Origin of the sequence: Adlercreutzia aquisgranensis (assembly GCF_943193145.1) — a bacterium.
Taxonomy (GTDB): domain Bacteria; phylum Actinomycetota; class Coriobacteriia; order Coriobacteriales; family Eggerthellaceae; genus Xiamenia; species Xiamenia aquisgranensis.
The window spans coordinates 224,752-236,535 of record NZ_CALPDA010000001.1 but is presented as its reverse complement, the minus strand read 5'-3'; the positions used below and the strand labels follow the sequence as shown (position 1 = coordinate 236,535).

Here is an 11,784-nt window from a genome sequence, read left to right as displayed (position 1 = left end):
CTGCGAACATGGAGCTTGATAGGCGGCTCGCCCACACTGTTCATACCTGCCCAAAGCATGCTGCTGGCAGCGGAGCGGTCCGCAGCGTTTGGGGAAGACGTCGTCTATGCCGCAGTGCTCATCGTCCTCAGCATCGTTGTGTTGAGAACGAACCGCATCAACCGAAAAGCGCTCATGGTTGCCTCAACCGCAATTCTCTGCCTCGGCGTTGGGCTGTTTCTGCTCGCCCCGCTACTCGGGGCGCAGGCGTTTCCTCTCTCGATAGCCGGCCGCGTTATGTTCGCCAGCGCCGCGTGCATCGCCGTGCTTTGGGGAGAGCAGCTATGTTCGGTAGGCATTCGCGCCTCTCTGCTGGTCATCGCCGGATCGTATGCGCTCTCCTACATCGGGACGCTGATCTTCGTCGCCACGCCGCCTTTCGTGGTCGAAGCCGCGCAACTGCTGCTTCCGGCCTTGTCGGCAGGCGTCTGGTTTGCCGTGGTGAAGCGCGCAGGCGCTTGCGACGAAAGCACGGCTGATGGGCCACTGCGAGGACGCAGCCGCACCGTTCCCTACAGAGTGTTTCTGGGCGTAGGAATATTCGGCGCAGCTTTGCTTCTGACCAACGGCCTGTCCGAAGGCAAAACCGGAGCACCCGACGAGTTCCTCACGCTTTATGTGGGTCTAGCGGTCTCGCTGTGCATCGCCGGCATTGCGGCGTTCCTGCCGCGCAACGTGGACCTCACCTTCGTCTTCAGGCTTATGCTTCCCATCATCGTGATATGTACGTTTCTCGTGTTCGCCATCGAGGCCGATCAGCAACCCTACGAGGTGGTGGCGATTGGATTCGGGTGGACCTTCTTCATCATTTTCGCCTGGGAAATATGGTGCATCGCCGCCGCGAAAACGACCGTTCCCCCGCTGGCCGCGTTCTCTCTAGGGTCGGCCATCCTTTCCTTGTGCACGCTTGCTGCGGAGGGGCTGAGAGCCCTTGCCGCACTTTTCAGCGTCGACAGCCTCTTCATCATTGCCTCCATCTGCATTGTTTCCATCCTCACGTCTCTGTTCCTGCTGAACGAGCAGAAGGTTCGCGAGGTGGTTCAAGATCAGAGGACCCTACTCGATAGAGCCGACGAGAGCGCATGCCGCCTGTGCGTGGAGCGAATGGCCGCCGAGATCAAGCTGACCGAGCGCGAAAAGGAGATCGCAATTCGCGTGCTCCAAGGGAAAGACAATGCCGCCATATCCCAAGAGCTTTTCATTTCCAAGGCAACGCTCTACACGCACCTGCGAAACATGTACAAGAAAGCAGGCGTTCACAGCCGCCAGGAATTTTCGAATCTGATGAATCGTTATTGCTAGCATCCGGCACGCTCATCAGCCGTGAGCGGCGTCGAATTGCTGCCTCCCGCCCCCCTTCAACCCGCCCCCCTTTCGCCGGCTACGTCATCGACGCAAGCCATGCATAGCCACCGGATGGCTCCCCTACCTCCTCTTCACCGGCTACGCCATCGACGCCAGCCACGCGTAGCCACCGGATGGCTCCCCTACCGCCTCTTCACCGGCTACGCCATCGACGCCAGCCACGCGTAGCCGCCGGATGGCTCCCCTACCGCCTCTTCCCTGCCGCTCGCCATCCCTCTTGTCGACTTCTATTCGTTTTTTCGCAAAGAGGCGAGTCTTTCTATGAGGGCGGAGAGTCCTATCGGCGACTTTTTGGCTGATATCTCCGGTTTTGCATGAGAGGGGCGGCCCTTTCCTATGCAAAAGCGAAGATATCAGCCAATCGGCCATGCAAAACCGGAGTTTTCAGCCATCGCTGATGCAAAAGCGGAGAAACCAGCCAAAAATCGAGGCTCCCAATACGGCGAGGCAAGGGGCACCGGGGGGTGGATGGCAGAGGGCGACAAGGGGTCGCGCCAACGCACGCTCGCCAATGCGCGACCCCCCCCCCGAAAAACTACCCATATCCGTTCATCTTGTCCAGCAGATTTCAACGCTCTGAACTGGGGATTTCTAAGTTACTGCAGGTCAGAAGCTCGATAATTGCTGAACAAAGTGAACGGATATGGGCATTTCGACGCCGAAGAGCGCCGGATAGTGACGAGAGGGGCAAGAAGGCGAGGGGCGGAAGGGGCACTGGGCGGCGCGGCGTTGCGAAAGGGTGGAAGCCACGGGGTGCACTGGCTCTAGTTTGCTGTTCGTACGAAACCGTGTCGCCAACTGCCACCTTCCTTCGAACCTTTGGCACAATGAGGGCAAACCAAGAGCTTGAGGAGCCGCCATGAACCCCTTCGCCCGCCCCCTCTTCGATGACATGCCTGACCGCGTTGCCTCCAACAACGGAGTCACCATACTGAACGAGCTGCAGCGCCGTCGCGAGGATGTGGCCACCCAGGTGGTGACGCGCCTGGCTGCCAGCGACGAACTCACTGCCGCAATCCAGCGTAATGTCGCCCCCTACCGCCGGCTCATGACTTACTACGAGTGCGCCATGATGGAGGCGGAAACAAAGTTCCGTGTGCTGGATGCGGAATTCGGCCTGCAGCACGACCGCAACCCCATCGAGTCCATCAAAACACGCCTGAAGAGCACCGACAGCCTGGCGAAGAAACTCTCGCGCAAGGGATTCCCCCTGTCTGTGGAGTCCGTCGAGCGCAACATCTTCGACGTGGCCGGCGTGCGCGTGGTCTGCACCTTCCCCGAAGACATCTTCACGCTGGCCGACGCGCTGCTGGCCCAAGACGACGTGCGACTGGTGGAGCGGCGCGACTACGTGAGCAACCCCAAGCCCACCGGGTACCGCAGCCTGCATCTAATCGTAGAGATTCCCATCTTCCTAGAGCGCGAGAAACGCCTGGTGAAGGTGGAGGTACAGCTACGTACCATCTCCATGAACTTCTGGGCGTCGCTGGAACACCAGCTGCGCTACAAGAAGAATCTTCCCGAAGCCGAGGCCCAAGCCGTCGCCGACGAGCTGGCCGACCTGGCGGAAACCGCCGCGAACCTGGACGCGCGCATGCAAGCCCTGCGGACCTTCCTGGACAACGCCAAGGAGACCGACGAGTAGCCGCGCTGCGCGATCGCGCGTTCGACCGGCGGCTCCTGCAACCTGCTATGATGACCGCAACAAGGGGGCGATTATGACGCGGTACTTCGAATACGGCGAAGTCGAGCTGGCCCATCTGCGGGCGGCCGACCCGAAGCTGGCGGCGGCTGTCGACGCCATCGAAGCGCGCGGGCACATCTGCCGCGCCATGGACGAGGACCTGTTCCAGTCCGTCGTGCGCTCCATCGTGGGGCAGCAGATCTCCACCGCAGCTCAAGAGACTGTTTGGCGGCGCATGGTGGAGCGGTTCGGCGCTGTCACGCCCGAAACCCTCTGTGCTGCAAGCGAGGAAGACGTCCAGGGCTGCGGCCTTACCTTCCGCAAGACGTTCTACATCAAGGACTTCGCCGCCTCTGTGCGCGACGGGTGCTTCGACCTGGACGAGGTGGCCGCCATGGACGACGAGGCGGCTATCAACGCGCTCTGCTCCATCAAGGGCATCGGCCGCTGGACGGCGGAGATGATTCTGCTGTTCTGCCTGGGGCGGCCGGACATCCTGAGCTTCGGCGATCTGGCCATCCAACGGGGCATGCGCATGGTCTACCGCCACCGCGCCATCACGCCGCAGCTCTTCGCGAAGTACCGCCGACGCCTGCGCCCCTACGGCTCCACCGCCTCGCTGTTTTTCTGGGAGGTCTCCCACGGCGCCGTCCAGGGCCTCACCGACCCGGCGCCGAAGAAACGTCGCCCCTAGAGAGTGACGAAGCGGCGCGCTAACAGGGAGAACACGGGTAACGAGGATACGCGCTAGCGGGGCGAACACGGGTGAAGCGTCGGCACCGCCGTCCGATGCCAAAGGGTCACACCACGTGGCAAAAAACTATGGCATTTGGTGTGACCCTTTGTCACCCTTTATCGCTTGCCGCATCTGTTGTGGAACAATAGGCGAACTAACGCACTGGTACGACAACGAGAGGAAGATGGGCGTATGGACATCGTTTTGCTGGAGAGCCTGGGCGTTTCTGACGCCGTGATCGAAGGCCATGCGCAGAAGCTGGCCGCGATGGGCCACAGCCTGGCCGTTTGCGAGCGCAGCGCCGACCCCACCGTCCAAGCCCGGCAGATCGGTAGCGCCGAAGCCGTCATCCTGGCGAACATGCCCCTGGCTGCCGAAGCGGTTGCCGCCGCGCCCAACCTGCGCTTCATCGACGTGGCGTTCACCGGCGTCGACCACATCCCGCTTGACGTCTGCCGCGAGCGGTCCATCGCCGTCAGCAACGCGTCGGGCTACGCCACCCAGGCCGTGGCCGAGCTGACCATCGGCTTCATGATCGACCTGCTGCGCAGCGTGGACGCCGCCCAGGTGCGCTGCCGCGAGGGCGCCACGAAGGCGGGGCTGCCTGCGAACCTGCTGGCGGGAAAGACCGTGGGCATCGTTGGCGCCGGCGTCATCGGCAAGCGCGTGGCGCAGCTTGCCAAGGCCTTCGGCTGCCGCACCCTAGCCCACAACCGCCGCCCCGTAAGCGACCCGGCTATCGACGAGTCCGTGTCGCTAGACGAGCTGCTGCGGCGTTCGGACATCGTCACGCTGCACTGCCCGCTTACCGCCGACACGAAGGGGCTTATAGGAGCCGAGCAGCTGGCGCTCATGAAGCCGACGACGCTGCTGATCAACACCGCACGAGGCCCCGTGGTGGACGCCGATGCCCTGGCCGAGGCCCTGCGCGAAGGACGCATCGCCGGCGCTGCCTGCGACGTGTTCGACCAAGAGCCGCCGCTACCCGCCGACTGCCCGCTGCTGCACTGCCCGAACATCCTGGTCACGCCGCATATCGGTTTCTACACCGCCGAATCCATGGAAGAGCGCACCGAAATAGTCTTCGACAACCTCTATGCGTGGCTGGGCGGCCACCAGCAGAATGCGGTTCTCTAACGTCTGCAGCATCGCGCAGGCTGCAGGCGGTTAGCGAGGGCGACGGCGAAGGACGCGCAGAACGAGCCACGCCAGAAGCACGCCGACCAGGGCACCCGCGGAATCCACCAGCACGTCGGTAACCATGCCGGCACGGGCGGGGACGAACAGCTGGTGGAACTCGTCAGTGGCCGCGTACAGGGTAGCGAAAGCCCAGGCCAGAGCTGCAGGTTTACCAAGCGCGGCAACTTCCATCCGCGCCCATGGCCGATAGGTAAGCAGATGCGCGAAGGCCAGCACGGCCAGCAGCGCGTACTCGGCCATATGGGCGCCCTTGCGAATGGGCAGCTGCAGCGCCTCTATGGCCGCGTCCCGGGCAGCGCCCTCGAAGGACGCGCCGGTCAGGGCGCTCCACAGCGACAGCAGTCCGTCGGCCACGGTGCGGCTCATGCCACCGGAGTCGGAGCCGGTCTGGGCCGAAGCGGAGAAGATCACCATCATCCACGCGATTGCGGCTGCGCCGGTAACCCAACGCAGCGCCCGCCGTCGAGAAAGCGCCATGCTACAGATCCTCCCCGTCGGCCGCGTCGGCGCTCGCATCGACCGTGCCGTCGGCTGCATTCGCAGTGCCGGCCAGCCCATCCGCGCCGCCCCGGGCCTCGGCTCCCCTCGCGCCCGCCGCCTCCCGCCGACGCTGACGTTCGGCCTCAAGCTTGCGCTGCGCTCGTTCCTCCTGCTCGGCGGTCACCTGGTCGATCGCAGCCTCCACGCTACTCTTGATGCCGAAGAGCGTTCGCTGGGAACACAGTCGCGGCTGCGCTTCGCCCCGGGCCTCGGCTCCCAGCTGGTCGCGCAACCGCGCCCATCTTTTCTCGAAATCATCCATGGGCCGATTATATCCCAGCTCGCCCTATCGCCGGCCGGTCCCGCAAAGCCCACACCGCACGGCTGCAAGAGCTGGCGCCTTATACGCAGCCCGGCCTCCCTCACTCTCCCCCGAAACTGGTGCTAGCGCATGTGCGACCAGTGTGCCAGCCGATTCGCCCGCCACCACCACCGCAACCTTACGAAAACGTTCGCAGCCGGTAAGCGCAATCGATGGCACGCTCCGCCCGAGCGCCGTACAGTGCGAAGCATCCGCAAAACCCAGGGAGGCACTATGTTCGTAAAAATCGCATTCGGCAACATCAGACGCTCGCTTTCGGACTACTCCGTCTACTTCTTCGCGTTGGCCCTTGCCGCATGTCTGCTGTACAGCTTCACCGGCTCGGGCGACTACCTGCTCTCCCTGGACCTTACCGACGACCAGCGCGGGTTCTACGAAACCTGCTCGTCGATCACCCAGGCGTTCTCGGTGTTCTCCGTAGTGGTGTTCGCTTTCCTCATCGTGTACGCCAACCGGTTCATCCTGCGCCGCCGCTCCCGCGAATTCGGGCTCTACCAGCTGCTGGGCATGGAGCCGGGGCTGGTCGCACGCATCCTCTGCTACGAGAACGTGCTGGTGGGGCTCCTGTCGCTGGCTGCCGGCATCGGAGCGGGCGTGCTGCTGTCGCCCCTCATGGGGTCCGTGACGGCCTTCGTGTTCAACGCACCCTGGGCCTTCCGCATCGCCCTTTCCCAGAACGCCGCCCTGTGGACCGCCGAGTGCTTCGCGGCCATCATGGCTGCCGCAACGCTGCTTTCCATACGCGAACTGGGAAAGCGCACGCTCATCTCGCTGATGGACGCCGCCAGCGCCCCCGAGAAGGTTCGGCGTATCCGGCTGTTCCCGCCCGTGGTGCAAGGCATCGTGGCCGCGGCGCTGCTGGCGATGGTGTGGGGCATGTGCATCCTGCAACCGGTACAGTTCATCATGCTCATGATTCCGCTGGGATTCGCCGCTGTGTTCGCCACGGGCATCGTCTTTCGCCTGCAGGCGCAGCGTCGGCCGCGTCGCGCGCGCAAGCATCCCGACCGCTACTGGCAGGGGCTTCGCTGCTTCACCCTGCGCCAGATCGAGGAACGCGTGTCCTCTGGATCGAACGCTCTGGCATGCACCTGCGTACTTTCGGCCGTGGGCATTTGCATGATGGTGGCGGGATTCGCCTTCAGCGTGGGCATGCGCGGGCCGGGCAGCAGCGCGGGCCTGGCCGACACCATGGCGCCCGTCGGCTTCATCGGCATCTTCTACGGAGCAACGTTTCTGGTGTCGGCCATGGCGGTACTCGCCTTGCAGCTGATGACGGCCGCCTCGGACAGTCAGCAGCGGTTCCGCCTGCTTGAGCAGCTCGGGTGCGAACGCCGGCTCATGGAGCGGTCGCTGCGCAGCTTCGTGGGCTACTGCTTCGTCACGCCCACAGCGTTTGCGCTGGTCCACTGCGTATTCGGTCTTTTGCTCATTGGGTTTCTGGCCCTGGTGATTGGCTCGCAGTCCTACGGACTGGTGTGCGCCGGCTGCATCGGGTTCGCGCTCGCGCTGTTCGGCGTATACTTCCTGCTCACCTATGCCGTCAGCAAGCGCATGCTGCTTCGCCCGCTTGCGGAAGGCGAAGGCGCCGCAACCTCATAGGGCTGTCACCCTGGCCCTCTGCCGCACCACCGCCCTGGGCCCCGCTGCCGCCCCTGGGGCCCCTGTCGCACTACCGCCCTGGCCCGCCAGCCTGCCCCATTTCTCTGCAGCTCCGAAAAAAACTGTTGACAGCCTTTGGGCTACTGTTTATAGTGTGCATATCGGGTATATACACACTGTACAGTTTGCATGCTGGCTGCGAAGGGACGCCAACGCAGCCGCCCGTCAGCAAGGCCGCATCGGCCCGCCGGGACCGAACCGCCGTCGCAAGGATGTCCGCATCCGACCCGACCGACGGCAGTCCGAATCCCGACCGAGCCGGCGCGACAACCAGAATGGAGCGCTGTTGGACATCATCGTATCGAACGCCAGCGACAAGCCCATCTACGAGCAGATCGCCAGCCAGATGAAAAGCCTCATCATGACCGGCGAGCTCGCCGAGGGCCAGCAGCTTCCCTCCATCCGCGCCTTGGCAAACGACCTGCGCATCAGCGTGATCACCACCAAGCGCGCCTACGCCGACCTTGAAGCCCAGGGCTTCATCGAAACGGTGCAGGGCAAGGGCAGCTTCGTCGCCGGCGGCAACGCCGAACTGCTGCGCGAGGAGCACCTTCGATCCGTCGAGGAGCTGCTGAGCAAGGCCGTTGACCAAGCGCGGGAGGCCGGGCTTACCGCCCAGGACCTGCACGCCATGATCGACCTGTTGACCGAGGAGCAATAAGGAACAGCCATGAGCAACCTGCTAAACGTTGAGAACCTGTCGAAGCACTACGAGGGCTTCGATCTGCAAGACATAAGCTTCGCCGTGCCCGCTGGCAACGTGGTTGGCCTGGTGGGAAGCAACGGCGCCGGCAAGTCCACCACCATCAAGTCAATCCTGGGGCTCGTGCGGCCCAGCGGCGGCAGCATCCAGCTGTTCGGCGAAGAGACCGTGGGCATGCCCGACGGCCGCTTCGCCCAGCTGCGCCAACGCGTGGGCGTGGTCTTCGACACCTGCGCCTTCCCCGCCGAAAGCACCGTCGACGAAGTGGGCCGCTTCATGGCCGCGTGCTACCGTAACTGGAGCACTGCGAAGTTCAACCAGCTTGTCGAGCGGTCCGCGCTGCCCCGGCGCAAGTGCGTGCGAGAGCTTTCCCGCGGCATGGGCATGAAGCTGTCCCTGGCCTGCGCCCTGGCCGCCCAACCCGACCTGCTCATCCTGGACGAAGCCACCGCCGGACTCGACCCCATTGCCCGCGACGAGGCGCTGAATATCCTGCGGGAGTTCGTCGCCGACGAGAGCCACGCCATCCTTATGTCCAGCCATATCACCAGCGACCTGGACAAGCTGGCCGACTACATCCTGTGCATCGACGGAGGCCGCATGGTGTTCTCCGTGGAAACCGACTCCATCACCGGCCTTGCCGGCGTAGCCCAATGCCGCCAGGCCGATCTTTTGGCCGTCGCCGAGAGCGGCTTGTACGCACCGGGCACCCTGCGCACCCTGAAGCAGCCGCTGAGCACGCTGGTGCTGGTACCCGACCGCTTCGCATTCGCCCAGGCCTTCCCCAACATTCCCGTGGAGCACGCCGATATTGACAGCTTCATGAACCTGACCCTGAAGGGAGAACTGCTGTGAAAGCCATGTTCCTGTCCGATGTAATCGCCGTGCGCAAGTACCTGAAGCAGCAGACTCTCATCGCCATCGTCGTGGGCATCTTCGTCGCTACGATGTCCGGCAGCCTCTACGCTATCCCGGCGTTCATCGGTTTCATGATTTCCTTCTCCATTGCCTTTACCGTGGTGGCCCTGGACGAGGCCTCCAACTGGCAGGGATTCCGTCTGGCGCTGCCGCTTTCCCGCGCCGACGTGGTGCGGGGCCGCTACGCCAGCCTGCTAGCGCTCATCTGCTACAGCACGCTGCTGGGCGTTCTCGCCGCCCTGATCGCCTACGGGCTTGCCCTGCTCTTCCCCGGCGTTGCGCAGCTTGCCGAACTGGCCAGCGCCGGCTTCGACGGGTTCGCCATGGCGTTCGTCGCCGTGCTCTCGGTGTTTCTGTGCAGCACGCTTCTGGCCATCATGCTGCCCCTGTGCTTCTGCTTCGGCATGACCAAGGCCATACGCTGGGTTCCCCTGGTGGCGGTGCTCGCGTTCGTGCTCTTCTTCGCCGGCGTCGGAGGGGACGTGACCTCCGTGGCGTGGATCGTGGACGCCTTCGACGCGCTGCTCACGCCGGTAGGGTTGGCGGCGATGGTGGCGCTGACCGTAGTCGTCTACGGCGGGTCGTGCCTGCTGGCCGGCAAGCTGTACCTCAAGCGCGAGTTCTAGCCGAACGGCAGCGGCGGCCACCCTGCGCCCCGTCGCAACTCCGCCGCGCCGCAACCCTCAGCCGAACGCCTGCTCGAAAGCGCGCGCCACGACCGGCACCTGCTCCGCCGCCAAGTCCGAGAAGTTTATCACCAGCGTCCCGGCTGTCGAATCGGCCGGGACGCTCGCTTTGCCGAAGCCGCCCGCCGAACCGTCAAACGAGCCGTCGTACGCGCGACAAAGCGCATCCAGGCAAAACGCCTCCAGCGGCTCCACCGCCACGCCATGCTCGCCCAGGGCACAAGCGGCTTGCAGCGCGCTCGCACCTTCCACCTCCAACAGGAAATGCAGGCCCGACCCCACGTGGTGAAGCCGCAGACGATCGGCCACGGCGCTGCCCTCAAGCGCCTCCACCAGCGCGGAGAGAACCTTGCGGTAGCGGGTGCGCAGACGGTTCACATGGCGCTCGAAGTCACCCGACGCGATGAAGCGCGCCAAGGTCAGCTGATCGGTGGCGCTGGCCGTGCACGAGTAGAACCCCATGCGCTCGCGGAACTCGTCGGCCAGATGGGGCGGCAGCACCAGGTAGGCCATGCGCAGCGCCGGGCCGAGGGTCTTCGTGAACGTGTTCGCGTAGATGACGCATTCCGCCTGGTCAATGGCTTGAAGCGGTGGAATGGGTCGCCCTGCCATGCGGAACTCGCAGTCGTAGTCGTCCTCCACGATGTAGCGCCTGAAGGCCGCCGACGGCAGTCCGGCGGCCCCCGCCGTTGCGGCGGCGCCCTCTTCCGCGCCCTGCGCCCATTGCAGCAGCTCGCGGCGGCGGGCGATCGGCAGCACCATGCCGCCCGGCAGCTGATGGGAGGGCATGCAGTGCACCACGCTGGCCCGGGTCTTCGCCAGCGCCTCCACCGAAATGCCGTCGGCGTCTAGCGGCACGGCGGCCAAGGCCACGTCGTTGCTCGCATACACCTGAGCCAGCCTTCGGTAACCTGGCGTCTCCAGGGCGAACACGCGGTCACGCCCCAGCAGCTGCACGATAAAGGGATACAGCACCTGCGCGCCGGCTCCCACCACCACCTGGTCGGCAGACACCTCCATGCCCCGGAACCCTCGAAGATGGCCCGCGATCGCCTGCCTCAGCTCCAGCGAGCCTTGAGCCTGCCCGGCCCGAAGCAGCGTCGGCTCGTCGCATTCGGAGAGCACCTTGCGCTGGGTGCGCGCCCACGCCTCGTAGGGAAACACGCGCGCCCCTCCCTGTCGGCCCGTCAAATCGACAACGTCCCCGGAAACGGTAAGGGCCGAGTCCCCGTGCCCGCAGGCCAGCTGCGTCCAACGGTCCTCGGCACCTTCCCCTTCGCAATGCTGCAGCCTACCCGCGAAGGACGCGCCCCCGAAGGGCTGCGCCCCTGCCGGGTTGTCCACGCCGCCACGGTACCGCACATCCCCCGCAGGAGCCACCCAGGTCGAACACGGTTTTCCAGCAGCATCCACTTCGACCGCGGCACCCTCCTCCCCGCTACGCACGCGGTACCGCTCCTCGCCGCCCAGCGCGGACCCGAGACGCAACGCCGGCCCCATGTCGTTGACGAACACGCCGCTGCGCTCCCGCGCGCTCACATAGCCCTCGGCCGCTAGCTGCTTGTAAGCCGCTTCCACGGTGATGACACTCACGGCCAGATGCTGCGCGAACGTCCGCTTGCTCGGCAGTTTCTGGCCAGGCGCAATGGCCCCGCGCTCTATGTCGTCTCTCAAAAAACCATACAACTGGTCGTAAAGGCCGCGCACGCAACGGCGGTCAAGCGGGTAGGTGAGCACCGGTTCCCCTTTGAGCTTTCCCGAATTCCTTCGTAAACATCGGCGCGCGACAGCATACCGCCGCGTACCGCATCGCCACCGATCCCTTCGCGCCCCTCGCTTCTTGCCCCCGTCCAAAACGAGGCGCGTTACGTATCTGGTCATATCAATTTATCATATTCTGAATATTGTTTATATTCAAATCTAACCTAA

11 protein-coding genes are annotated in these 11,784 nt (G+C 64.4%); 8 read left to right on the top strand and 3 right to left on the bottom strand.

The annotated features are described in order from the left end of the window. The first annotated feature begins 174 nt into the window (after window positions 1–174). From NFR41_RS00895 to NFR41_RS00880, 4 genes are all read left to right on the top strand, one after another. Window positions 175–1,341: a helix-turn-helix transcriptional regulator gene (locus NFR41_RS00895; protein WP_251230314.1), complete on the top strand. Its 1,167-nt coding sequence runs from the start codon at window positions 175–177 to the stop codon at window positions 1,339–1,341. A gap of 922 nt (window positions 1,342–2,263) precedes the next feature. After that, complete coding sequence (locus NFR41_RS00890; RefSeq protein ID WP_251230313.1) at window positions 2,264–3,049, top strand: GTP pyrophosphokinase; 786 nt, start codon at window positions 2,264–2,266, stop codon at window positions 3,047–3,049. A gap of 73 nt (window positions 3,050–3,122) precedes the next feature. Further along, complete coding sequence (locus NFR41_RS00885) at window positions 3,123–3,782, top strand: DNA-3-methyladenine glycosylase family protein (RefSeq protein ID WP_251230312.1); 660 nt, start codon at window positions 3,123–3,125, stop codon at window positions 3,780–3,782. 234 nt (window positions 3,783–4,016) lie between these two features. Continuing rightward, window positions 4,017–4,961: an NAD(P)-dependent oxidoreductase gene (locus tag NFR41_RS00880; protein WP_251230311.1), complete on the top strand. Its 945-nt coding sequence runs from the start codon at window positions 4,017–4,019 to the stop codon at window positions 4,959–4,961. A 30-nt stretch (window positions 4,962–4,991) separates the two neighbouring features. Here NFR41_RS00880 and NFR41_RS00875 read toward each other — a convergent pair whose 3' ends face one another. Further along, on the bottom strand, window positions 4,992–5,501 hold the full coding sequence (locus tag NFR41_RS00875; protein ID WP_251230310.1) for a VanZ family protein: 510 nt from the start codon (window positions 5,499–5,501) through the stop codon (window positions 4,992–4,994). 1 nt (window position 5,502) lies between these two features. Then, a complete protein-coding gene (locus NFR41_RS00870; RefSeq protein ID WP_251230309.1) occupies window positions 5,503–5,826 on the bottom strand; it encodes a hypothetical protein in 324 nt (107 codons plus the stop codon). 273 nt (window positions 5,827–6,099) lie between these two features. Between NFR41_RS00870 and NFR41_RS00865 the strand changes: the two genes are divergently transcribed. From NFR41_RS00865 to NFR41_RS00850, 4 genes are all read left to right on the top strand, one after another. After that, a complete protein-coding gene (locus NFR41_RS00865) occupies window positions 6,100–7,488 on the top strand; it encodes an FtsX-like permease family protein (protein WP_251230308.1) in 1,389 nt (462 codons plus the stop codon). Window positions 7,489–7,834: 346 nt separating this feature from the next. Continuing rightward, window positions 7,835–8,209 carry a GntR family transcriptional regulator gene (locus tag NFR41_RS00860; protein ID WP_160213333.1) on the top strand — a complete coding sequence of 125 codons (375 nt, stop codon included), beginning with the start codon at window positions 7,835–7,837 and terminating at the stop codon, window positions 8,207–8,209. 9 nt (window positions 8,210–8,218) lie between these two features. Beyond that, on the top strand, window positions 8,219–9,106 hold the full coding sequence (locus NFR41_RS00855; RefSeq protein WP_251230307.1) for an ABC transporter ATP-binding protein: 888 nt from the start codon (window positions 8,219–8,221) through the stop codon (window positions 9,104–9,106). Window positions 9,107–9,111: 5 nt separating this feature from the next. Beyond that, on the top strand, window positions 9,112–9,795 hold the full coding sequence (locus tag NFR41_RS00850) for an ABC-2 transporter permease (RefSeq protein WP_251230383.1): 684 nt from the start codon (window positions 9,112–9,114) through the stop codon (window positions 9,793–9,795). A gap of 57 nt (window positions 9,796–9,852) precedes the next feature. Here the strand turns inward: NFR41_RS00850 and NFR41_RS00845 are convergent, their stop codons facing one another. Further along, entirely contained in the window at window positions 9,853–11,592 is a 1,740-nt protein-coding gene (locus NFR41_RS00845; protein WP_251230306.1) for an aminotransferase-like domain-containing protein, read from the bottom strand. Window positions 11,593–11,784: the final 192 nt, after the last annotated feature.